The sequence below is a fragment of the Halorubellus sp. JP-L1 genome, from assembly GCF_011440375.1.
In the GTDB taxonomy this organism is placed as follows: Archaea; Halobacteriota; Halobacteria; order Halobacteriales; family Natrialbaceae; genus Halorubellus.
Genome location: NZ_JAAOIR010000001.1, coordinates 1272354 through 1293612 on the forward strand (window position 1 = coordinate 1272354; position 21259 = coordinate 1293612).

Genomic DNA, 21259 nt, shown 5'->3' on the forward strand with positions numbered 1-21259 from the left:
TGTTACCTCGTTAGGGTGAGGCAGGCGAGAGTTGCGAACATCGCCTCTTCGGTTCGCACCACCTCGCTGCCCTGATTCGGAATCGAGTTCACCCAGAGGTCGAACCCGGGTCGGTTTCCGGATTCGACTGCGTCGGTACCCACGGCGTCGGCGTCGACGCCGAGGATCGGCGGCAGCCCTCTCTCGGGCGCTCCGAAGACGACGGTCGTTCCGTCCGTCTGAATGCGCCCGGCGAGCGTGTCCAGCCTGGACACGGAGAGCTCCTCTCCGTGTCGCGAGGCGGCGATCGTCACGCCCGCGTCCTCACGGCCGAGTGCTGCCGAGATGGTCGATTGCGAGACGTCGAGCCCCGGAAGGGGGTCGTCGACGAGTCGCGCACGAACCGGTCTTCTCGAAGAGACCCTGACGGTGACGCGCTCTCCCTCAGCCACCTCCATCGCCGGAGGGACGTTGAGGGAGATCGGGTGTTGCAGTCCGCAATTGACCCGGACGCGCCCTTCAGGTCCGACCTCGGTCACGATTCCCTGTCTTAACGACCCCGAACCGTTTGATTCGGAGCCGGTCTGTGACGTGGCGAGTAGCGGCGGCAGGACGCCCGCGTACTCCAGTTCGGGCCGCTTGCCCCAGGCCTCCTTTCGGAGGTAGGGGGGCGTTGCGGCGTATTCGAGTACGGTGCGTACGAACCCGCCGCCCCGTTTCCGTTCGCCGTCTTCGTCGGGGAAGACGACGAGTCGGTCGGCCCGGAAGACGGTCGCCGCGCGGGCGACGTAACCGAGTTTGCGAGTTGCCTCGCGTTTGTCCTCGGCTTCCCGGGTGAGGGACGACGGCACGAGCACGCTGGTGGTCATGCCGTGACGCTTACTCGTCTCGTCACTAGACTGTGCCGATTATATTCGAACGCGCCATAAAAGGGTGCCGGAATGGGTTCCGGGTTGTGAGGCGCTCTCAGCCCGCTAGCCGCGTGTTTCGCGTTCACATGGCGACGGGTTTGGTGTCGGTTTGTGGGACGGGACGCTGGCGCGCGATTAGGTGTGGGGTAGCTCGGTGGCAGACTGGCGCGCGGAGCGAAGGTAATCGTCGTGGGCCGAAGCGTTCGTAGTCGACCGAAGCGATCGGAGCGGCCGAGCTCCTCGTGCTCGACCGGGTCGTGGTCGACGCGGTGACTGTCGTCGTCGAGGGGCCTACGAGGACGTAGTCAGCGCGGGCGCTCGCGTGCGGGGTGAATAGTATGATCGTTCCGTCTGGACCCCGGCGCAGTGTGGTGGTTCCACGTCACGAACTCGCCCCGATTCGGAACCCTTATTTGTAGCCCGGCCACTACGATTAGGTACGCGAGAGCGCGACCGAGCGCAGATAGTGTAGTGGTATCACGTGACCTTGCCATGGTCACAACCTGGGTTCAAATCCCAGTCTGCGCACTTCTCTCGACGACAACGCCGACGAGCACCGCGTAGCGGTGCGAGTCACGCACGTCGTCGAGGAAGTCGGAATCTGGATTTGAATCCTACCAGTCGCGCGCAGTGAACGAAGTGAACGAGCAAGTCTGGTTTCGGTTCAAATCCCAGTCTGCGCATTTTCGCACCTTCAACGATAACGAGCGTAGCGAGTCGTCGGAGATGTCGAAATCCGGAAGCTAAAATTTGAGTGGGGGCACGCAGCCGGGCGAGGCGAGGACCGTGCGACCGAGTTCAAGTCCCGGTCTGGGTCTCGACGGACATCGCCGACGAGCATCGCGTAGCGGTGCGAGTCAGGCGCTGGTCGTCGTTCCGGTCTCGGTGCCTTCGTCATCGTCGCCGTCGTCGCCCTCGCCTTCACCGCCGCCGTCGCCCTCGCCGCCGTCCTCGCCTTCACCGCCGCCGTCGCCGGACTGGTTCGCCTCGAGGTCGGACCACGAGACGGTGCCTTCTTCGACGATGGCTTCGGGCTCGAGCGCGGGGTCGGTGAGCGTGACTCGCGCGAGTCCGACGGGGCCGGCTCTCGGTTCGGGGAGTGCTTCGGGGTCGCTGGTCTCGAACTCGGCGCTGGTCTCGTCGCCGACGACGATCCGCATCGCCATCCCGAACGCCTCGTGGGGCGAGCAGATGATGTCGTAGACGCCGGGCGTGTCGAACGACAGCAGCCACGTGTCCGGTGTGGGGCCGGCCTGCTCGTCGGCGGTCGCTGCGCCGGTGGTCGCGGTGGCGTCTTCGGCCATCGTCGCGTTCGCGTCGGTCGTCGTGGCGTTCGCGGTAGTCGTCGTGGCGTTCGCGTTAGTCGTCGTGGCGTCCTCGGTCGCGGTCGTCGTCTCGTCCATCTCGGTCGCGGTGGTGGCGTTCGTCGGTTCGCCCTCGCCGCCGTCACCGCCGCCCTCCGCGACGGGCGGCGCTGGTGGTTCGATCATGTCACCGGGGATCGTGTCGGGATCGAACCCGAGGAGCGGCGAGGAGAACGCTTCGACGCCGGTCGGGACGCGCCGACGCATGCCGAACGCGGGATGCATGCCGACGACGTTGTGGTCCGGCGTCGTGAACCGCCATCGGACGACGTCTCCCGGCTGGACGTGGAGGCCGGTGGGTTCGTAGAAGAAGTCCGCTGGGCGGTCTGGATTCGTCGATGGGACGCTGATGAGCGTCTGGACGTCGTGGACGGCCTCGGTGTGCTCGTCGATGCCGGCGACTGCGTCGCCTTCGTCGCCAGCGCCGAGCGTCGCCCACCCGAGCGCGCCGGCGGCCGTCCCGGCGCCGAGTGCTTTCATGACGGTGCGTCGTGCGGTACCGAACCGGTCTGTCGGATTGTCTTGGGACATCCCACTTTCGACATTGAACGCACGTACAGGTTGTTATTCGGTGGTTCTGGAGTCCTCGCGGAGAATCGGCCTGCGTTACTCGATGCTCCCGATCGTGTGGTAATAACTAGCATGGTCTTGGTCGTCGGGGGTTACCACGCGGCGACCTATCACGAGCGACGGTACCACGTGATATGGTGACGCGTACTGGAAACGCTTTTCTGGCAACCGTGTGACGGACGTGGATATGGACAAAGCACTCGCAGTCGTGCGACGCGATTCCGACGCGACGACCGAACTCCTCCGCGAAGCCGGCGAGTTCGCCGCCGGCGTCGACGCGGAACTCGTCGTCCTGCACGTGATGCCCGAAGACGAGTACGAGGACCGGATGGGGTCCCGCATGGAGACCGGGAGCGGCGGCGGCACGTTCTCGATAGACGAGGCCGAACGCGAGGCGACGTTCATCGCGAAGGAAGCCGCCCGCGACGCGTTCGCGGACGTCGACGTCGACTACGAACTCGTCGGGATCGTCGGACACGTCGTCGACGACGCTCTCGACGTCGCCGACCAGAGGAACTGCGATCACCTGTTCGTCTCCGGGCGTCGCCGCTCGCCGAGCGGGAAGGCGTTCTTCGGGGACGTCACGCAACGCCTCCTCCTGAACTTCGACGGCATGGTCACCGTCTCGCTCCACGACAAGTAACTCGCGCTCGTCTACGCGCCCGAATCCGCGCGACCGGACCCCGGCAGACCTCGCGGCCACGCCCGACCCGTGCATTTTCGACGCCACAGCGCGTACGGGCTCGCATGACGACTGTGGCGTTCCTCTCGGTCGCACCGGTGACGGAAGACAGCATGGCGAGCGAGGTCGCGAAGGCCGTCGCCGCCCTCGACGACTTCGACGTCGCCTACGAGACGACGCCGATGGGGACGACCATCGAAGCCGACGACGCCGCCACCGTATTCGCCGCCGCCCAGGCCGCGCACGACGCCGTCGACGGCGACCGCGTCTCCACGTTCCTCAAGGTCGACGACAAACGCACCGCCGTCACCACCGCCGAGTCCAAGGTCGACCGCGTCGAAGAAGAACTCGGCCACGAAGCCCGCTCGAATCGCGACTGAACGCGACTGCCAGCGACTGCCAGCGACTGCCAGCGACTGACAGCGACTGCCAGCGACTCACTTCGGTCGTCGCGCCAACTAACTTCTTTTATTCGTGAGGGCGCGCTAGCGTGGGTATGGAGAGCCTGAACCGGATGGCCATCGAGCTCGTCGACGAGGCCATCGACTTCGCGGAGCAGTTGCACGTGGGAGCGTTCGAACTCGACAACGAGGCGACAGTGCTCGACTTCGGCGTGGAGTTCGACGGCGGCATCGAGGCCGGCCTCCTCCTCTCGGAGATCCAGACCGCGGGGCTGGCGACGGTGCAGTCGACGCTCGGCGACGTCGCCGGGGCGCCGTTGACGCACGTCGAGGTGACGACGGACCACCCGGCGTACGCGCTCCTGTGCTCGCAGAAGGCGGGCTGGGAGGTCAGCGTCGAGGACTTCGAGGGCCTGGGGAGCGGGCCGGCGCGCGCGCTCGTCGGCGAGGAGGACGTGTTCCGGCAGATCGGGTACCACGACGCGTTCGACCTGACGGCGCTCGCGATCGAGACGGAGGCGCTGCCGGGCGAGGCCGTCGCCGAGCACGTCGCCGAGTTGACGGAGACGAACGTCGAGAGCGTGTTCCTGCTGGCGTTCCCGACGGCGAGCGTCGCGGGGAGCGTGAGCATGGCGGCGCGCGCCGCGGAACTCGCGACGTTCCGCCTCGCGGAACTCGGCTACGACCCGCTGTCCGTGCTGTCCGTGACCGCGGAAGCGCCGGTCGCGCCGGTCGCGCCCACGGAGGACGAGGCGATGGCGCGAACGAACGACGCGCTCGCGTACGGCGGCGAAGTCCACGTCGTCGTCGACCAGGGGTTCGACCGGTTCGACGAGGTCGCGAGCACCGCCGCGGACACGTACGGGAAGCCGTTCGCGGAGGTGTTCGAGGAGAAGGACTGGAACTTCCAGCAGATCCCGAAGGACGTGTTCGCGCCGGCGAAGGTCACGATCGACGTCCGCGGCGGCCCGACCGAGACGTACGGGGAGACGGACGAGGAACTGCTCGCGGAGAGCTTCGACCTCGCGTAGCGACCGATGCGATTCAAGCACGTGCCGCGCGCGCCGGCGTCGGTCGACCGCGTGTTCGAGGCTCGGCGAGCGGTGCCGCTCGTCCCGGACACCCAGGACGACTGCTGTACGCGCCTGATGGAGCGCGTCGGGTTCCCGGAGCGCGACGAGGCAGCGAAGTGGTTGACGTTCCTCCGCGCGCTCGGTCTCGTCGCCGAGCACGAGTCGGGGTACGCGCGAACGCGCGAGGACGTCCCGGCGAGCGCGCTCGCCGACCGGTTCCTCGACGGCGTCTACCTCGCGCCCGCGGTCCGCGACGCCGTCGCGAACGCGGACGAGCCCGCGTCCGCGGACGCGGTGTTCGACGCGGTCGCGAGCGGGGTCCCGCAGTACGAGCGCAACAAGTACCCGAACTCGTGGCGCGAGGTCTGGGGCGACACTGTCGCGCGCGAACTCGACTGGCTCGCGCTGCTGGGCGAACTCGAGCAATCAGACGACGGCCGGTACGCGCTCGCGTAGCGCGACGCCGGGCGGGGCGGAGCGGAGCGGTCGCGTTCGTCGGTCGCCGGATAACGAGGGCTTACGTCGGCGTCCGATCGGGATACCGGGTTGTAACTATCGGGGCGACCCGCGACGTACCGGTATGCGTGGCTTGCAGCGAATGGTCGTCCTCGGCGTGGTCGCATCGATGTTCGTGGTATCGGGTTCGGCTGGCGCGCTCGCCGCTCCGGCGGGCCCCGCGTCCGGCGGGACGCCGACGACGGGGAGCGCGACGGACGACGCACCGGCGACGACGGCGAGTGCGACGGATGCCGCCCCGACGACGATCGACTCCTGTACCCGTATCGCGGAACCGGGCGTGTACGTGCTCGGCGAGGACGTGCTGAACGCGAGCGCGACCCAGGACACCGGGATCTCGACGGGGAACGACACGGCCCGGGCGTGCATCCTGATCGCGTCGAGCGACGTCGAACTGCACGGTGGCGGTCACGTCCTCGAGGGCGAGGGATACGCTAACGAAACCGGGAGCGCGACGACCACGACCGCGAACGAGACGGGGAACGCGATCCCGAGCGAGTCCGAGAACGCGACGGTCGCGTCGTCGTTCGACGAGAGCGAGCGCTCGCAGTTCCCGGTCGGCGTCGCCGTCCGCGGCGCGAACGGGTCGGCGCTCTCGAACGTGACGGTGTCGAACCTCTCGCTCTCGAACTGGGCCGTCGGCGCGCTCGCCGCGAACGCGTCGAGTACGTCGATGGTGGACGTGAACGCGAGCGCGAACGCGAACGTCGGGATCGAGTACCTCGACGGTGCGGACGGACTCGTCGCGAACTCGACCGCGGACGACAACGGCTTCGCGGGCCTGTACGCGAGCGAGACGCGGAACCTGACGGTCCTCGGGGGGTCGTTCGACGGGAACGGCTTTCTGGGCGTGAACTTCTTTGGCGGGAACGAGGCGCCGGTCGTGGCGAACGCGACGGTTTCGGGGAGCGGTATCGCCGGCATCGCGGCGGTCCAGTCCTCGGACGTCGTCGTCGCCGATTCGACCGTCGAGTCGTCCGGCGGCGACGACCGGCTCTTCGGGTTCTCGGCGTCCTACCTGTTCGTCGGCGTGTCGAACGCGACGGTCCTGGATTCGGCGACGCGCGACGACGACTCGTGGGCGGTGTACGCCACGGACTGCGCGAACGGGAACGGTACGTGCCCGAACGAGACCGAGTCCGAGTCCGAGTCCGGGCCCGAGGCGTCGGGCGTCGGCGCGGTGACGGTCTCCGAGATCGACGTCGACGGTAGCTCGGGACCGGTATCGTTCGGCGGTGCGGACGTCGCGGTCGGGAGCGTCGACGCACTGGACGACGCGAGCCCGGCGGACGGCGCCTTCGGCCTCGGGCAGGGCGTCGTCGCGACGAACACCACGCGGGACGCGTTCGTCGACCTGTCGACGTCGTGGGGGAGCGGCCGGCCGGTGGGCGTGACGAACACCTCGTTCTCCGCGGAGAACGGCACGCCCGGTACGGAGTTCGAGGACGCGTCGATCGCCGTCGACGGCGACCGAGTGGCCGTCTCGGGCACGATCTGGGCGCCGAACGCGTGCTACACCGCCGCGCTTTCTGCCGTCGAGTACGACTCGGCCGGGGACGTCCTGACGGTGGCCGTCGAGGCGACGCAGGCGAATGCCTCGACAGACACGGCGTGCGCACAGGTCATCACGGAGGTCCCCTACCGGGCCGTCGTCTCGCTGTCGGGGCCACCGGGGGCCGTCGAGGTCGTGCACGTCCACGACGGCGAGCGAACGGTCGTCGCCACCACGGCCGGGAACGAGACGGCGACCGAACCGGTGATCGCGTCAGCAGCGGCTGGGGACCGTTCGGCGTGAGTCAGGCGGGGCCTCCCTCGGGCGTCTCGCCGGTCGGTCCGTTCTCGGAGGTACCGTCCGAGGAGTCCTCGGGCGCGTTCGTCTTGCCGCGTGTGACGGTGACGGGGACGGGCGACCGACGGATGACGCTCTCGGCGACGCTCCCGAGGAGGATGCGGGTGACGCCGGAGCGGCCGTGGCTCCCCATGACGACGTGGTCGACGTCGTGCGCGTCGGCGTAGTCGACGACGGCGTTCGTCGGCCGCCCGATCTCGATCGCAGTCTGGACGCTGCGGTCGGGGTCCTCGACGCGGTCGACGGCGGCCGTGAGATGTTCGCGAGCGTCTTCGCGTGCGCGTTCGAGCCACTCGTCGCCCAGTGGGGGGAGGGAGAGCCGCCGTCGCGATCCGGCGTCGGCGGGGTCGATGACTGTCAGGAGGGTCAGATCGGCGTCGGGGAACGCTTCGCGGGCGAACGACAGGGCCTGCTCGGCCTGGGGGGAGTCGTCGTACGCCACAAGCACGTGAGACGACATGGTAACATGTAACACGGCCCCGTGGATAAGGGATTCGACCGTTCACGCGCCGTGAACGCTTCGCGTCGCGCGAACGCCACCGACGGCCCGGCCTGCTCGACGCGCTCGACGGTCAGCGCCCGTGCTTCGTCAGGCACTTGGAGAGCCCGACGATCTCGACGGGTTCGGAGTTGTCCGGCGAGTACACGACCATCTGGCCCTTCTCCATGTACGGCACCTTGTCCTCGAGGTTCGCGGGGATGTTCACCGCCGAGATCGCGTCCTCGTCGCCGAGGTTCAGGACGACCGTCGAGTTCACCTGCTTGAACACGGGGTCGGCGACGTCCTGCGGGTCCTGCGTGATAAGGAACAGGCCGAGGCGTTCCTTCCGGCCCTGCTTGGCGGCGTCCGTGAACTTCGAGATGACCTTCCGCGCCTGCACGTCCTCGGCGTCCGTGAGGAAGTTGTGCGCCTCGTCCATCCCGAGGACGAGCGGCGTCTCCTTGATGCGGTCGTGGACGGGGTCGTTCGAGAGCTTCTGGTCGACGAGCAGACTGGCGAGCGCGAGCACGACCGTCGTCGTCTGGCGCGAATCCGTCACGTGATACGTCGGCACGACGCTCATGCCGCCAGGCCGCACGAACTCGTGGACGACGTCCGTGATCGAGCGCGCGCTCTGGTCGAACACGTCCCCGAACCCGTACGTCCGGCGCTTGATCGCGTCGAACGTCGCCTCGTGCACGCGCCCTGCCTCGTCGAGTTCCTCCTTCAGCGCCGGGTCGTCGAGGAACGACCGGAACTGCGAGTACGTCCCCGAGTGACCGTGATCGTCGAAGAAACGCTTCAGGAGGTACTTGAGCGCCGGATACTGGTTGTCGTTCAGGCCCGCACTGGCGACGAGCCACGGCCGCGAGCGCACCATCGAGAACGGGATCGTGAACTCGACCTGCTCCGCGCGATGGTGGTCGGCCGCGTACGTCGCTTCGCCGACCTTCGGTACGAACGCCTTGCAGTCCTCCACGCCGCCGTGCGCGACGCCCTCGCGCTCCAGTCGCCGCCGGAACGCGTCGTCGACGTCGGGGTTGTCGTCGTGCATCTGCGCGTACTCGTCCTGCGGGTCGAACATCACGACCGCCGGCCGCGACTCGCGCCCGTCCGCCATCGGGTACGTGCGGTCCTCGGCGAGGAACTGCCGGAGGACGTTCTTCGCGCCGTGAGTCTTCCCGCTCCCCGTCCCGCCGGCGACGAGCGTGTGCCGGAACAACAGCGGGTCGCCATCGCTGTAGTCGTCCTTCAAGCGGTAGTCGATCGTCGGCGGCTCCGCCGCCGTCCGCACCTTCTCCCCGCCCACGGAGAGGTGCCCGAGGAACACGCCGTCGTCCGGCATCTTCAACCCGGTCTTGATCTCCTCGGTGTCGCTCGCCTCGCGGACGACGGTCTCGGGCTTCGGCACCCGGTCGACCATCCGCCGCTTCAGCTCGCCGTCGCTTCCGTCGGCGTCACCGTCTTCCCGCGGCATCTCCGACGCCGCGCCGTCCTCGAAGATGATACTCATCGGCTCGAGCGTCGCCATGAACTTGTAGTCCGCCTCGTCGATCCCGTCCCGCCGCATCGCCCGCCGCGAGTGGATCTCGTTCGCGTCGTCGCTCACGAACGCCTGCTCGTACTCCAGTCCCGTGATGCGACAGAACAGCTTCTCGCCGTCCGGATACGGCACGAGCAAGTACTTCCCGATGCGCACCCGCGGCCGATTCCCCGTCGTCACGTACGCCCGCAGCTGCGTGTCCTCCTCGCGCTCCGCGATCTGGAGGCCCGCCGACACCGCCACCGTCCCAACTCCGTCGTCCTCGCCCGCCGGCGACACGTCCACGCGCTCGAAGTCGTCGTCCTGCACGTCGGCGCCGCCACCGTCGCTCCCCGACGAACCCGTCCTCCCACTCGCAGCCTCACCACTCGCAACATCACCACCCGCATCGTCGTCTTCGGTGAACTCACCGAAGTCCCCGAGGTCGGTCATGCAGCACTCTCTGACGCCGAGCACCATACCACTTGTTGAAGACTTGACTGCGCGTACACGAACCACCAACACGCCAGCTCGTATGCTCGTGCGGGCAGAGCGTTCTCCCGAAACGACGGTCTGGCGGCCGCCGTATGCTCGTGCGGGCAGTGCAGCCGAAACGCCGGCCTGGCGGCCGCCGTATGCTCGTGCGGGCAGTGCAGCCGAAACGCCGGCCTGGCGGCCGCCGTACGCTCGTGCGGGCAGTGCAAGCCACGCCCCTTATTCCGCTGGCCGTCGAACGTCCGGGTATGTTACTTGTACGCGGCGCTGCCGGGGGGACCGAGCTCACCGGCACGGTCTACGAGCGCGGGGAGCGCGCGCCGCAGTTCCGGGGCGCACCCGACGAGGACGCGCCGTACGTGTGGGTCTGCGACGAGTTCTACGAGGTCGAGAGCGGCGGCTCCATTCAGGAGGTCGACGGCCGCGAGGTCCACGTGGCGTTCGACTCGCCGATGCCGCGCGGGTTCGACACGCGCGACCAGGCCGTCGAGGCGGCCCGGGAGCACGTCCGCACCCAGTTCGCGCGCATCGGCGTCGACCCCGACGAGGTCGAAGTAGCAGTCGAGAAAGCCGAGCACGCCTAACCGACGGAGCCGACGGCGTCGAAGTGCCTACACGCACCGGAATTCGGCGATCGAACGCCAGCGAAGCGCGAAGTGTATCTCACTCGCTGGGTTCGACGTTGTGGTTCAGATGGAACACGTTCTCCGGGTCCCACTCGTTTTTCACCGCGACCAGCCTGTCGTAGTTCTCGCGGTAGGCGGCCTGCTCGTCACCGACCTCCTCCGGGACGAAGTTGGCGTACACGCCACCGGTCGCGTGCGGCGTCATCGCCTCGTGGAGGTCGCGCGCCCACGCGATGCACTCCGCGTCCTGCGCGGGGTCCTCCCACTGCGTGTGGACGTTCATCGTGAACGTGGCGTTCCGGTGCGGGTACGCGGTCGCGTCGACGGGCAGGTCGTTGATGGCGCCGCCGAGTTGCGCGCACGCGATCTCCGTGAGTTCGGAGGGGATGCGCTCGCCGTACTCGACGAAGTTCTCGATCATGCCGTCGGTCATCTCGACGAAGTTGTGGGACTTCCAGTAGTTCCGGTTCCCGGCCGGCGCGAGGCCGTCGAACGCCCCCTGCCAGCCGGCGTAGGGATGCGGGCCGATGGCGTCGGCGACCGGGTCGCCGATGTCGCGGAGCGGCTGGAGCACCCTCTCGCCGTCCTCCATGTCGCCGGCGTAGAACGCGGCGAGGATGAGGACCTTCCGGCCGTGCCACTCCTCGGGGATGACCTCGAGAGGCGGCGCGTGCCGGACGACGAACCAGACCGTCGCATCGTTGGGCGCTTCGGTCGCGTACTCGCGGTACTCGGAGAGGACCGCCGCGGCGTCCTCGAGCGGATGCACGATGGGGCCGGAGAGGACGGTCGGGCCGACCTCGTGCAACTGGAACTCGAAGGACGTGACGATCCCGAAGTTGCCGCCACCGCCGCGGAGCCCCCAGAAGAGGTCCTCGTTCTCGTCCTCGCTTGCGTGAACGAGTTCGCCGTCGGCGGTGACGACGTCCGCCGAGCGGAGGTTGTCGACGGTTAGACCGTACTTGCGCGAGAGCCAGCCCCAGCCGCCGCCGAGCGTGAGTCCGGCGATTCCGGTCCTCGAGTTGTACCCGACGGGGGTCGCGAGACCGAACGCTTGCGTCTCGTGATCGAGTTCGTTCAGGACGACGCCCGGTTCGACGCGCGCGGTCTTCGCGTCCGGGTCGACCCGAACCGAGTTCAGCTGTGACAGGTCGATCGTGAGGGCGTCGTCCTGGACGGCCCGGCCCGCGATGTTGTGCCCGCCGCCCTTCACGGAGATCGTGTAGTCGTGTTCTCTCGCGAAGTTCACCGCACTGATCACGTCCGCGGCCCCGGCGCACTGCACGATGAGCGCAGGGTGTTCGTCGATCATCGCGTTCCAGACGGTTCGGGCATCGTCGTAGCCCTCGTCCTCGGGTCGGATGGCGGTGCCGCGGAGCCTCGCCGCGAAGTCGGTGATGACTTGGTCGTTACTCGCCGGTGTTTTTAAAGACATGTGTGATTATTCACTCCGGAGGAGGTACGCGTCGCAAGGAGATGAAGTAGTAGCTTATTCACGCGAAGGTCAGATTTCGAGTACTCGAACGACGAGGCCCCGAAAGAGTCGAACCGTCCCGAGCGCGATAGCAGGCGCAGGCGCCCACCGCAGCGTGGACCGCAGGCGCACACCCCTCGTGATGGCGTCCGGTTCCGGCCCGCCACCACAGCCGGTCGTCGTCGCTCCCGACTACTCGTCGCCCCACCGGAGGTCGTCGTACTGGCGGGTGCGTCGGGCGCGGAACGTCTCCTCGAGGGTCTCGCGGAGCGACGCCTTCTCGCGGGCGCCGATCTTCGCGAGTTCGTCGGCCTTCCCGACTGCCAGCGGCGGGCCACGTTCGGCGGCGACGGCGGCGAGCGCCCACTGCTGGAGCGCCTCGCGCTGGCCCTCGTCGCGCGTGACGGCGTGGGGAGCTTCGACCCGGTAGAGGACGTCCGTCCGGGGGTCGTAGATCGCGAAGAACGTCACCTCGTAGGCGTCCGGGTCGAGGCGGCGGTCGACGCCGAGGGCGTCGCCGTGCCGGGAGCAGACGCGGTCGGTGCCGCCCCGGGAGACGAACCACGACGTCGCCGTGAGCGCGTCGGTGTCGCGCTCGAACCGCCGTCGCCCTTCCGGGTCGTCGGGGTCGTCGACCAGTTCGCCGCGTTCCAGGAGGCGCTTGAACATCGCGGCGTCGTCCACCCATGGCGCCTGCCCGAAAGAGTCCCTGACCGCTCGCGTGACGGCGTTCCCCGCCGGGTTCTTCACGAACCCGACGAGGGGGACGTCCTTCGCGTCGAATTTCTCGACGAGGCGAACGTAGTTCTCGACGACCTCCTTCGGTTGCTCGTCCTCCTCGAGCACCGTCCGGAGTTCGGGGTGCTGGTCCGCCCACCGCAGGAGGCCAGTCGGGTAGATGGGGCCGTCGAGGACGAGGAGGTCGTCGACGACGTCCGCGTTCGTTCGCGCGTGCTCGCTCTCGGCACGATAGAGGCTCAGGGCGTGCACGACGCCCTCCTCGAAGCGGTTGACGCGAGGCGCCTGCCGGATCTGCGTGCGGACGTAGCCGGCGTCGTTCATCGTCCAGTCGTCCTCGTCGAACGCGACCGTCGCGTCCGCGGAGTGTACCGTCATGACCATCGTGCGGCCGCGGTGGAGGTCGAGGTCGCTCGGGGTCGCGCTCATCGCGGCCTGCGCGATGTCGAGCACGAGGCCGTTCGAGAACGTCGTCGGGTTGATCGTCCCGGCGTCGAGGCCGTGCACGGTATCGTATTCGGTGTCGGCGAGCGCGACGTCCTCGGCGTCCGCGACGAGGCGTCGCTGCTCGTCGAGCGGTTCGAGGACGCGGTCGCCGTCGCGCACGAGCGGGTCGAGGAACTCCGCCCAGACGGTCTCGGCGACGTCGCGGTGATCGGTCTCGTCGACGTCGTACTGGATGCGTCTGGCGAGGCGCGTGATGCCCTCGTAGTGCACGGGGTCGAGCGTCACGACGGGAACACGGCGGGCGATTCGCTTAAACGCGATGGTCGGGTCGCCCGCCAGCCGACGGCGACCCGGCGCACGCCGCGTGTCGGAGCGAGCGATAGGGTCGCTCGCGGCGTCGGACTCGGTCAGTTCCCGTCGTCGAGTCGCTCAACCCGCACCCGGTCGTCGCGGACCGTGACGTCGCAGTCGGCGTACTCGAACGTGATCGCGTACGCCCGGAGCGTCCGCGACTCCTCGACGAACGCGTCCAGCGAGTCTGGCTCGATCGCCCGCCCGATCGGGGGGATGTCGAGCACGTCGCGGTCGGTCACCTCCGAGACGGCGTGGTACGCCGCCTCCGTCGGCGTCTCCGTCGAGCGGCGCTGGTACGCGCCCATCAGTTGGCGACCGACGAGACGACCCGGTCGACCGTCTCGATGCCGTCTGCGGGGTGGACGACGCCGGCGTCGGAGTCGTACGCCAGGAGGTCGATCCGTTCGAGTTTCGGGAGCAAGCCGTGATGTAACTCGACCTCCGTCTCGTCGACGGTCGTCGCGTCGAAGGGAGCCCCGGAGGCGACCGTCGCCGCGAGTTCGGTCCGATCGATCGGAGTGGCCGCGCTCGCGAGCGTCGAGAGGATCGTCCGGCAGCGTTCGCTCTCGAGGATCGAGAAGAGGTCGTCCCAGTCGACCGCGTCCGTCTCGAACGTCTGCACGAACTCCCAGACCTCGAGCGGCGCGCGTCGCCCGAGCGTGACCGTGCCGTCGGTCCAGTGGAGGAGGCGTGCGTCCTCGAGCGTCGGGAGGTGCCGGTGGTGGAGCGTCCGCTCGACGGCCGTCCGCCGCTCGGCCGGGACGGCCGAGCGAGCGGTGTCGTCCTCCGTCGCCGCGACGCGCGTCGCGAGTTCCGTCGGCGAGGCCGGCGACTGCCGCTCGAGCACTCCCAGGAGCGTGCGTCGACGCTCGTTCGCGAGCGCCGCGAGCGCCTCGCGCGGTACCTCCGTCTCCCACGAGATCGCGCCCTGCTTCGAGTTACTGAAAGCCATGAGTGATCTACTAGATGGACGCTCCACGGATGGAGGAGGTCCGGCATTGTATTTTCAACTCCTTAAGAGAGGGGAGACGTCAGTCGTCTTCTTCGGGCGGGGTCACGGTGAGCGTGGTCTCGATGAGCGAGTCGTAGCCTCGCCGCAGGCGGTTCGAGAGCGCTTGCTGAGAGATCCCGAGTTCGTCCGCGACGTCCTCGAGCGTGACGTCGGCGTCAGTCTCGTAGTACCCGGCCTCCCACGCGGTCACGAGCGCGTCCCGCTGTTTGTCGGTGAGTTCGTACTGCCGGCTGGTCTTCGGGTTGGTGACGTCGTGGAGTCGGTGGAGTTCGAACTGGAGGCCGTGCTCGACGCAGTACTCCTGGAACTGCTCGAGTCGCCCGTGGTCGTCGAACCGGAACTGGAGCTCCCAGACCTCGGCGGAGCCGGTGGCTTCGAGGATGACCGCGCCGATCTGCGTGTACGCGTACACGATGGACTCGATGTTCTCCGTCCAGTTGGCGCGGTAGAGGATGGAGTCCTCGAACTCGTCGATGCGTTCGAGGTTCTCGATGGAGCTGTCGGCGTCGGCCGCGGCCTCGAAGTCGTCGAAGCTCCCCTCCGAGACCCAGAAGTACGGCGTGAGGAGGTCGCTGGTCGCTGCGACGCGCTCGATCTCGATGACGGTCTCCGGGGCCGCCTCGAACGTGAATTCGAGCGCGAACGCGTCGGTCGGGATGTGGAACTCCGCGAAGACGCTCATACGTGTAGTGACGTGCGCAGCAGTGAAGAATCCGATACTGAGCGGGCTGACAGGAGTGCCGGTACTGGCCGGACGCGGCGTCCGCGAGATGTACGTCGTCGCCTCGTCAATTCTGTAGTATGAACGAGGGAATCGGACTGCTCGCTGCCGGCGCGTTCGTGGGGGCGCTGGGCGCGCTGACACGGTTCGGCGGGATGGCCGAACTGGTCGCGGGGTACGACCCGGAGCGGGTCGAGGACGATCGGGCCTGGCGCGCTTCGTGGGGTCGAACGCCCTATACGTCGCCGCGCTCACCCTGGCGGTGGGGATCGTCGAGTACGCGAGCCTCGTTGACGGCGTCGGCTGGCACTGGGGGGCGTACATCGTCGGCGTGTTCGCGCTGGCGGCGCGGATGGTCCGCGGCGCGCGCCGGATCGAGCGGTCGTCGGACGCCACCGCCGATGCGTGATTTACTCGCGTTCGAACTAAATTCTATACGTGCGTTTATGTTTCTGGGTGTCGAAGCCGCCGGTAGATGACGGACTCCGCGGCACCCGGACGCGGCGAGGACACCGACCCGGTCGACTGGCGACGCACCGACGACGGCGTCCGGCTGTTCGATCCCGGAAACGACGACGCCTGGATCGAGGTCGAGTTCGAGGCCGGCGTCGACCCCGAGAAGCGCCTGTTCATGGTCTGTCCCGACTGCGGCGCCGTCGCCGCCCAGCGGACCCGGCCGGGCCGCGCGAGCGTCTGCGCGGACTGCGGCACCGAACACTCCCACGAACCGCGGCGCGCCCGCGAGTAACTCCGTCGGGACTACTCACCACGTTCGGAAGGGATTGCGAAGCGATGCCCTCGAGCGGACGCGCTCAGGATTCCTTGCCCGAGAACAGTGTTCCGGGGGATCGCGGGGCGAGATACTCCCGGCCGAAGACGAGCGGGAGTCCGACGAGTAGCCCGAGCCAGACGAGGAGACCGAGCGCCGCCGCCCACCCAGGGCCGTCCGCGACGAACTCGAACGCTGGCGTCGCGTTGAACACGGCGTGACCGAGCATGACCACCGGAATCGCCCCACCGCTCCCGTTGAATAGCCACGCGAAGATGACCGCCATCAACACCATCAGGAACGGGAGCGCGAGTAGCGCGCCGATGCCCGCCTCCTCGTAGCCCTCGCCGGCGAGCAACAGCCACGGATAGTGCCAGATCCCGACGGCGACGCCGACGACGATCGCTCCCCGGAGCGCGTCGTAGCGCTCCTGCAGGTGCGGCTGGGCGAACCCGCGCCACCCGAACTCCTCGATCGACCCGGCGACGGCGAGCGTGACCGCGAAGTCGAACGCGACGTCTTCGAGCGGCAGGGGCGTGACCGCGACGCCCGCGAGCGCGGCGGCGACGTGTCCCGCGTCCGCGTAGAGGAACGCCACGACGGCGGCGAGCGCGTACCACCGGAGCCCAGTTCTCGGGTCCGCGACCGACTCGAGCCACGTGCGCGCGTCGCCGTGACGGACGTGGCCGACGACGAGCGCCCCGGCGAGCGGCCCCCATGCGAACGGAATCTGCCAGAGCCGGGAGTCTCCGAGCGTTTCGCTCCCGACGGCGGCGAACAGGACGCCGAACACCGCCCACGAGTACGCGAACGCCACCGCGAAGAACGCGACGACCGGATGGCTATCGACGAATCGAGCGAGTCGGCCACTGGAATCGTGGGTCTGCTCCATGCTCGAGAGCCCCCGCAGACTGTTCGTTCAATTGTTTCGTCGCTTACACCTAAAGGTGCGGGAATCGAGCGCATCGCGTCCGGACGAGCCCCGACTTGCCCTGGCCGTTCGCGCTCGTCGAACGTCGCGTTCCCGGTCGGCCGAGGGGGTGCGTGAACTACCCCTGCCTACTTCGCTCGCCGCGGGCGGTACGTGGCCTGTTCGACCGGATCGCTCGCTCTCGATCGCGATCACAAAAACGCATCCACGCTACTGGGAGCAAGCCCAACGCCAGTCCGTTCCGTTGAATCGACCGGTAGCGATGTGTAACTCACGGGACGACACGACGACGAAGATCGACCGAGACGAGTGCTGTGACGCGAACGCAACGGAGAGGGGGAACGGCGGCGTCCCCGACGACTGGCTCGACGGACCCGACGTCCTGGACGCGGAGCTCCCCGCGGACCTTCGCGCGTCGCTCGGTCGATTCGTCGGCCGAGCGTCCGTCGACACGCTCGGCGAGTGGGCGATGCACGTCCGTCGGATCACTCCCGGCCGTTCGATCGCCGTCGAACAGCTCTGTCACGCGGACGCGGAAACCGAACACTGGGGGACGGCCGGCGGCGAACGGTATCACTTCCAGTGCTTCTACGACGCGGTCGTCCTGGCCGCGATCGAGGACCACCCGGTCGACGTCCACACGGAGAGTCCCGGCGGGGGCGTCGTCGAAGCGCGCGCTGTCGGCAGCGAGTCGCTGTCGGTCTCGCCCGAATCCGCCGTCTTCTCGTTCGGCATTGCAAACGACGCACGCGAACGGTCGGGTGGCGAGCCGACGCTGGAAGACGGCTACGCCGCGATCTGCCCGTACGTGAAAGCGTTCCCGGACTACGACGCGTACGAACGGTGGGCCGACCACGTTCCTGCAGCAACGGTCGCCCTGCCGCTGAGCGGAGCGACGGACGTCGCGAACGCGCTCGTCGGGTGAAGACCCACCTAACGCTTAAATGCGCCCACCATCCTCGGCGTTAACCTCTCGTCGATGGTGGACGAACGTCCTCGTATGGTGCCCGAGAGCGCCCCGCACGAGGAATCGACCACGGATTCGTCGGTTGACGACCGTTCGGGGGCGGAGACGGCCCGCGTGCTCGCCGGCCATCCGTCCCAGTCGATCGACGACGTCCGCGACACCTATCGCGAACAGGCCGCGACGATCGACCGAACGAGCTGGCTGAATCGAGCGCTCACGGGGCGGTATCGACGGCGGCTCTTCGGGGACGCTCGCGGCCGCGTCCTGGACGTCGCATGTGGTATCGGGACGAACGCCCGGTACCTCCCCGAGGACTGCGAGTACGTCGGCGTCGACGTCAGCCCCGAGATGCTGGCGAACGCGGAGGAGCGGCTCGCGCAGTCGTCGCGCGAGACGACGGTCCACGAGATGAACGCCCAGGACCTGACGTTCGACGACGACAGTTTCGAGACGGTCGTCTCGTCGCTGTCGACCTGTACCTTCCCCGACCCCGTCGCGGCGCTCTCGGAGATGGCGCGAGTCTGTACGCCGAATGGACGAATCCGCCTCCTGGAGCACGGCCGGAGTAGCGTCGGTGCGGTGGCCAGATTCCAGGATTGGCGCGCCGACGCGCACTTCGAGAAGCACAGCTGCCGGTGGAATCAGAAGCCGCTCGAGGTCGTCTCGCGAGCCCCGCTCGAGGTCGTCGATTCGTCCACTCGCTTTCTCGGGATGATCACCGCCATTCGCGCTCGACCGGCGTGATCGGCAGCGCCATCTGGACGTCCCACGATAGTGGGCGCAACGCTGTAGTGAGTTCTCGTCCAAATCCGTGGTATGCGCGAAGCCGAGGTGAGCGTCAGCGAGACGGCGTTCGAAGCGATGGGAGTCGACGAACTCGTCTCGCTGACTCGGGAGGCGGGCCACCGGACGGTCGAGGAGCTGGCCTGTCACGGGAACGGCGCGGTCGTACAGGTCGAGGTCGAGAGCCGGCTCGACGAGGACCGGTTGACGGCGCTCGACTGCGTCGACAAGTGGAATCACGTCGCCGCTCGAGACGACTCGCACGTGTACGTCATCTCGTTCACGGCGCCGGACCTCCCGGAGACGCTCGCGGACACCGCGGACGACCTCGTCGGGACGTGCGACCCGGAGGTCGACGACTCCGGCGCGACGATGTCGCTGGTCGGCCCGCACGCCGCGATCGCCGGACAGCTGAGCGAGTACGAGCGCGCTGGAGTGTCACCCCAGCTTCGACGCATCGGCCGCTACGAGGGACCAGACCACCCACTGGACGAGTTGACGGCGCGCCAGCGGGAGGTGATCGAGACGGCCTGGGAGCTCGGGTACTACGAGGTACCCAGGGCGGTCTCGGCGGACGAGGTCGCCGCGGCGCTTGCGCTCGATTCGTCGACCGTCACCGAACACCTCCAGCGCGCCGAACGGAACCTCATGGGCCAGTTCCTGTGACCCGTCGTCGCCCGCGCCAGGTTTCTTCCCGCCAGCGTCCCTCTCTCCGAGCATGCCCAGCGACGACGACCGCGACGCGACCGGCCGCGATGGAGACGCGACCGGCGACCGCGGCACGCACACGGTCGAACTGGACGCTCGCGTCTACGAGCACGTGCAGGCGATGGGAATGCCCGACGAGTCCGCGAGCGACACGCTCGCGCGCCTGCTCGGCCTGACGCCGGACCCGGCAACCGTCGCCGGCGACGAACTCTCGTCCCCGCTCCCCGAGGACCCCGCCGTCCCGGATTCGCTCGCTGGCGACCCGACCGCGGACGCGGCCGCAGTCGACCCGAGCGAGGTACCGGACCCCGAGCCCGCGCCCGCCGACGTCGACGCGTCGCTCGGCGAACTCGCGACGGTCCTGCACGACGACGAGCGCGACCGGATGGAGGCGCTGCTCGCCGAGATAGCAGCCGCCGACCCCGAGCAACTCGAGGGCATCGTCGACGCGCTCGAAGACGAGGACGACGCCGGCGAACGCTCCGACCGCAGCTAGAAGATGTTCGCCTGCCGGTAGACCGAGAGGCCCTCGTTCGTGATCTCGTAGGGCTTCGTCTCGCGGGAGTGGTTCGCGTCCCGGATCTTCTGGATCTCGATCGCGAGTCGGGTCTCCCGGAAGTCGTCCGGGCGGACGTACTGGAGGACGAACACGGCGTCCGTGAGGTACTCGACGATGCCGTGCCGGCTCGTGTACGCGTACCGGTCGGACGCCTCGCTCGTCAGCATCGTCGTCACCCCTGCTTCCTTCAGTGACCGCGTGAAGTCGTAGATCTCGTTCCGGCGCTTCGCGCGGTCCTCGTACATCATCTCGAGGAGCGACACCGAGTCGAGCGCGAGTCGCGTCGCGTCGAACGCCTCGATGAGCCGCGGGAGCTCCGAGCGGATCGAGCGTAGCGAGTTCGCCATCTCGATCGGGTCGAGGTCGACGACCGCGAGCTGACCGTCGTCGGCGTAGGAGTCGAACTCGAGGCCCTTCTCGGTCGCCGAGTTGATGACGCGCTCGCGGGACTCCTCGAGCGTGATGTAGATCGCGCGCTCGCCCTGCTGGAGGGCTTCGTGGAGGAACTGGAGCGCGAACGTCGTCTTCCCGGTCCCGGCGGACCCGATCGTCACCATCAGCGAGCGCTCGGGGACGCCGCCCTGGATCATCTCGTCCAGTCCCTCGATGCCGAGGTCGATGCGCGCCAGGTCCGTCTCGTACTCCTCGTCCGCCTCGAACCCGCCACCGCCGCCGCCCATCCCGAACTCGCCGCCACCACCGCCGCCACCCATCCCGAACTCGTCACCGCCATCGCCACCCATCCCGAACTCGCCGCCACCACCGCCGCCACCCATCCCGAACTCGTCACCGCCGTCGCCACCCATCCCGAACTCGTCGTCGACGTCCATGCCACCGCCGAGGTCCTCGCCCGCACCGGTTCCGCCACCACCGCCGCTGGGGCCACCGGGGCCGGCGGCGTCGGGCGCGTCGCCCATCGCCGCCGCGAAGTCGTCCTCGAACAGACCGTCGCCATCGCTCTCGTCGGCGTCCGACTCGCCGTCGCGGGTCGCGCCGCCGCTCGCGGACTCGTCGTCCCCTCGCGGCGGTTCGACGTCCGCGTCCGCGGACCCGGTCGCCCCCGTGCCGTCCGCGGCGTCGCCGTCGCTCTCGGGACGGTCGCCCGCCCAGTCGTCCCAGTCGTCCCAGTCGTCGGGGGCGTCCTCGATGTCGTCCTCGGACGGGTCCTCGCCGAGTGCGCGCTCGAACCAGTCCTCGTCGTCGTCGTCGCTCATCGTCGAATCCACCCGCGAGCCCCACCGGAGACGCCACGGGCGTGCTTGTCGGGGTCGACGAGAGCGAAACGTATCAACCTTGTTGCCACCGTCGGTCCGCGGGCCGAGACCGC

Annotated in this window: 23 protein-coding genes and 1 tRNA gene; 13 read left to right on the plus strand and 11 right to left on the minus strand. The window is 68.5% G+C overall.

The genetic code is table 11. The features are described 5' to 3' along the window. Nucleotides 1–2: 2 nt before the first annotated feature. On the minus strand, nt 3–848 hold the full coding sequence (locus G9C85_RS06405; RefSeq protein WP_166038058.1) for a putative RNA uridine N3 methyltransferase: 846 nt from the start codon (nt 846–848) through the stop codon (nt 3–5). Between the two features lie 499 nt (nt 849–1347). On the opposite strand from G9C85_RS06405, the gene G9C85_RS06410 reads away from it, so the two are divergent. Next, nucleotides 1348–1418, plus strand: a tRNA-Gly gene (locus G9C85_RS06410). Nucleotides 1419–1747: 329 nt separating this feature from the next. Here G9C85_RS06410 and G9C85_RS06415 read toward each other — a convergent pair. Beyond that, entirely contained in the window at nt 1748–2734 is a 987-nt protein-coding gene (locus G9C85_RS06415; RefSeq protein WP_166038060.1) for a plastocyanin/azurin family copper-binding protein, read from the minus strand. Nucleotides 2735–3011: 277 nt separating this feature from the next. Here G9C85_RS06415 and G9C85_RS06420 point away from each other — a divergent pair, with 277 nt between their 5' ends. From G9C85_RS06420 to G9C85_RS06440, 5 genes are all read left to right on the plus strand, one after another. After that, nucleotides 3012–3467, plus strand: coding sequence for a universal stress protein (locus tag G9C85_RS06420; RefSeq protein ID WP_166038062.1), 456 nt, complete (start codon nt 3012–3014; stop codon nt 3465–3467). A gap of 104 nt (nt 3468–3571) precedes the next feature. Next, nucleotides 3572–3886: a thiamine-binding protein gene (locus G9C85_RS06425; protein WP_166038064.1), complete on the plus strand. Its 315-nt coding sequence runs from the start codon at nt 3572–3574 to the stop codon at nt 3884–3886. A 116-nt stretch (nt 3887–4002) separates the two neighbouring features. Continuing rightward, nucleotides 4003–4938 carry a methenyltetrahydromethanopterin cyclohydrolase gene (gene mch, locus G9C85_RS06430; protein WP_166038067.1) on the plus strand — a complete coding sequence of 312 codons (936 nt, stop codon included), beginning with the start codon at nt 4003–4005 and terminating at the stop codon, nt 4936–4938. 6 nt (nt 4939–4944) lie between these two features. Beyond that, nucleotides 4945–5436, plus strand: coding sequence for a hypothetical protein (locus G9C85_RS06435; protein ID WP_166038069.1), 492 nt, complete (start codon nt 4945–4947; stop codon nt 5434–5436). A 124-nt stretch (nt 5437–5560) separates the two neighbouring features. Continuing rightward, nucleotides 5561–7291 (plus strand): right-handed parallel beta-helix repeat-containing protein, encoded by a 1731-nt coding sequence (locus G9C85_RS06440; RefSeq protein ID WP_166038071.1) that lies wholly within the window; start codon nt 5561–5563, stop codon nt 7289–7291. A 1-nt stretch (nt 7292) separates the two neighbouring features. Here the strand turns inward: G9C85_RS06440 and G9C85_RS06445 are convergent, their stop codons facing one another. Both G9C85_RS06445 and G9C85_RS06450 read right to left on the minus strand, forming a co-directional pair. Next, on the minus strand, nt 7293–7805 hold the full coding sequence (locus tag G9C85_RS06445; RefSeq protein WP_166038073.1) for a universal stress protein: 513 nt from the start codon (nt 7803–7805) through the stop codon (nt 7293–7295). A 112-nt stretch (nt 7806–7917) separates the two neighbouring features. Then, nucleotides 7918–9801: an ATP-binding protein gene (locus G9C85_RS06450; protein WP_166038075.1), complete on the minus strand. Its 1884-nt coding sequence runs from the start codon at nt 9799–9801 to the stop codon at nt 7918–7920. Between the two features lie 290 nt (nt 9802–10091). Between G9C85_RS06450 and G9C85_RS06455 the strand changes: the two genes are divergently transcribed. After that, a complete protein-coding gene (locus G9C85_RS06455; protein WP_166038077.1) occupies nt 10092–10427 on the plus strand; it encodes a hypothetical protein in 336 nt (111 codons plus the stop codon). A gap of 79 nt (nt 10428–10506) precedes the next feature. On the opposite strand, the gene G9C85_RS06460 is transcribed toward G9C85_RS06455, so the two are convergent. The 5 genes from G9C85_RS06460 to G9C85_RS06480 all read right to left on the minus strand — a co-directional run bounded on the left by G9C85_RS06460 (nt 10507) and on the right by G9C85_RS06480 (nt 15176). Further along, entirely contained in the window at nt 10507–11904 is a 1398-nt protein-coding gene (locus G9C85_RS06460; RefSeq protein WP_166038078.1) for an FAD-binding oxidoreductase, read from the minus strand. Between the two features lie 231 nt (nt 11905–12135). Next, nucleotides 12136–13413, minus strand: a complete 1278-nt coding sequence (locus G9C85_RS06465) for a DNA double-strand break repair nuclease NurA (protein ID WP_166038080.1) — start codon at nt 13411–13413, stop codon at nt 12136–12138. Between the two features lie 122 nt (nt 13414–13535). Further along, on the minus strand, nt 13536–13787 hold the full coding sequence (locus G9C85_RS06470) for a HalOD1 output domain-containing protein (protein WP_166038082.1): 252 nt from the start codon (nt 13785–13787) through the stop codon (nt 13536–13538). Further along, nucleotides 13787–14434, minus strand: a complete 648-nt coding sequence (locus tag G9C85_RS06475) for a hypothetical protein (RefSeq protein WP_166038084.1) — start codon at nt 14432–14434, stop codon at nt 13787–13789. The genes G9C85_RS06470 and G9C85_RS06475 overlap by 1 nt, the downstream gene beginning before the upstream one ends. Before the next feature lie 79 nt (nt 14435–14513). After that, nucleotides 14514–15176: a bacterio-opsin activator domain-containing protein gene (locus tag G9C85_RS06480; protein ID WP_166038086.1), complete on the minus strand. Its 663-nt coding sequence runs from the start codon at nt 15174–15176 to the stop codon at nt 14514–14516. Between the two features lie 301 nt (nt 15177–15477). On the opposite strand from G9C85_RS06480, the gene G9C85_RS18655 reads away from it, so the two are divergent. Together G9C85_RS18655 and G9C85_RS06490 are read left to right on the plus strand one after the other, a co-directional pair. Continuing rightward, the gene (locus tag G9C85_RS18655) at nt 15478–15624 is read left to right on the plus strand and encodes a hypothetical protein (RefSeq protein WP_205254312.1); all 147 of its coding nucleotides are present in this window, start codon (nt 15478–15480) and stop codon (nt 15622–15624) included. Nucleotides 15625–15690: 66 nt separating this feature from the next. Beyond that, entirely contained in the window at nt 15691–15963 is a 273-nt protein-coding gene (locus G9C85_RS06490) for a hypothetical protein (protein WP_166038087.1), read from the plus strand. A gap of 64 nt (nt 15964–16027) precedes the next feature. Here the strand turns inward: G9C85_RS06490 and G9C85_RS06495 are convergent, their stop codons facing one another. Further along, on the minus strand, nt 16028–16876 hold the full coding sequence (locus G9C85_RS06495) for a CPBP family intramembrane glutamic endopeptidase (RefSeq protein WP_166038089.1): 849 nt from the start codon (nt 16874–16876) through the stop codon (nt 16028–16030). A gap of 301 nt (nt 16877–17177) precedes the next feature. Here G9C85_RS06495 and merB point away from each other — a divergent pair, with 301 nt between their 5' ends. From merB to G9C85_RS06515, 4 genes are all read left to right on the plus strand, one after another. Continuing rightward, nucleotides 17178–17840 (plus strand): organomercurial lyase, encoded by a 663-nt coding sequence (merB, locus tag G9C85_RS06500; protein ID WP_166038091.1) that lies wholly within the window; start codon nt 17178–17180, stop codon nt 17838–17840. A gap of 75 nt (nt 17841–17915) precedes the next feature. After that, a complete protein-coding gene (locus tag G9C85_RS06505; protein WP_166038093.1) occupies nt 17916–18626 on the plus strand; it encodes a class I SAM-dependent methyltransferase in 711 nt (236 codons plus the stop codon). Between the two features lie 72 nt (nt 18627–18698). Continuing rightward, nucleotides 18699–19331, plus strand: coding sequence for a helix-turn-helix domain-containing protein (locus G9C85_RS06510; RefSeq protein WP_166038095.1), 633 nt, complete (start codon nt 18699–18701; stop codon nt 19329–19331). A gap of 52 nt (nt 19332–19383) precedes the next feature. Next, complete coding sequence (locus tag G9C85_RS06515) at nt 19384–19869, plus strand: hypothetical protein (RefSeq protein ID WP_166038096.1); 486 nt, start codon at nt 19384–19386, stop codon at nt 19867–19869. Here the strand turns inward: G9C85_RS06515 and G9C85_RS06520 are convergent. Further along, on the minus strand, nt 19866–21146 hold the full coding sequence (locus G9C85_RS06520) for a KaiC domain-containing protein (protein WP_166038098.1): 1281 nt from the start codon (nt 21144–21146) through the stop codon (nt 19866–19868). The genes G9C85_RS06515 and G9C85_RS06520 overlap by 4 nt on opposite strands. Nucleotides 21147–21259: the final 113 nt, after the last annotated feature.

Bases quoted from the DNA above. Each gene is read 5' to 3' on its own strand.
- G9C85_RS06425 (WP_166038064.1), top strand. From the start codon at position 3,572: ATGACGACTGTGGCGTTCCTCTCGGTCGCACCGGTGACGGAAGACAGC.
- G9C85_RS06475 (WP_166038084.1), bottom strand. From the start codon at position 14,434: ATGGCTTTCAGTAACTCGAAGCAGGGCGCGATCTCGTGGGAGACGGAG.
- G9C85_RS06520 (WP_166038098.1), bottom strand. From the start codon at position 21,146: ATGAGCGACGACGACGACGAGGACTGGTTCGAGCGCGCACTCGGCGAG.
- G9C85_RS06415 (WP_166038060.1), bottom strand. From the start codon at position 2,734: ATGAAAGCACTCGGCGCCGGGACGGCCGCCGGCGCGCTCGGGTGGGCG.
- G9C85_RS06440 (WP_166038071.1), top strand. From the start codon at position 5,561: ATGCGTGGCTTGCAGCGAATGGTCGTCCTCGGCGTGGTCGCATCGATG.
- G9C85_RS06405 (WP_166038058.1), bottom strand. From the start codon at position 848: ATGACCACCAGCGTGCTCGTGCCGTCGTCCCTCACCCGGGAAGCCGAG.
- merB (WP_166038091.1), top strand. From the start codon at position 17,178: ATGTGTAACTCACGGGACGACACGACGACGAAGATCGACCGAGACGAG.
- G9C85_RS06515 (WP_166038096.1), top strand. From the start codon at position 19,384: ATGCCCAGCGACGACGACCGCGACGCGACCGGCCGCGATGGAGACGCG.
- G9C85_RS06495 (WP_166038089.1), bottom strand. From the start codon at position 16,876: ATGGAGCAGACCCACGATTCCAGTGGCCGACTCGCTCGATTCGTCGAT.
- G9C85_RS06450 (WP_166038075.1), bottom strand. From the start codon at position 9,801: ATGACCGACCTCGGGGACTTCGGTGAGTTCACCGAAGACGACGATGCG.
- G9C85_RS06435 (WP_166038069.1), top strand. From the start codon at position 4,945: ATGCGATTCAAGCACGTGCCGCGCGCGCCGGCGTCGGTCGACCGCGTG.
- mch (WP_166038067.1), top strand. From the start codon at position 4,003: ATGGAGAGCCTGAACCGGATGGCCATCGAGCTCGTCGACGAGGCCATC.
- G9C85_RS06490 (WP_166038087.1), top strand. From the start codon at position 15,691: ATGACGGACTCCGCGGCACCCGGACGCGGCGAGGACACCGACCCGGTC.
- G9C85_RS06460 (WP_166038078.1), bottom strand. From the start codon at position 11,904: ATGTCTTTAAAAACACCGGCGAGTAACGACCAAGTCATCACCGACTTC.
- G9C85_RS06420 (WP_166038062.1), top strand. From the start codon at position 3,012: ATGGACAAAGCACTCGCAGTCGTGCGACGCGATTCCGACGCGACGACC.
- G9C85_RS06505 (WP_166038093.1), top strand. From the start codon at position 17,916: ATGGTGCCCGAGAGCGCCCCGCACGAGGAATCGACCACGGATTCGTCG.
- G9C85_RS06455 (WP_166038077.1), top strand. From the start codon at position 10,092: ATGTTACTTGTACGCGGCGCTGCCGGGGGGACCGAGCTCACCGGCACG.
- G9C85_RS06510 (WP_166038095.1), top strand. From the start codon at position 18,699: ATGCGCGAAGCCGAGGTGAGCGTCAGCGAGACGGCGTTCGAAGCGATG.
- G9C85_RS06445 (WP_166038073.1), bottom strand. From the start codon at position 7,805: ATGTCGTCTCACGTGCTTGTGGCGTACGACGACTCCCCCCAGGCCGAG.
- G9C85_RS06480 (WP_166038086.1), bottom strand. From the start codon at position 15,176: ATGAGCGTCTTCGCGGAGTTCCACATCCCGACCGACGCGTTCGCGCTC.
- G9C85_RS06470 (WP_166038082.1), bottom strand. From the start codon at position 13,787: ATGGGCGCGTACCAGCGCCGCTCGACGGAGACGCCGACGGAGGCGGCG.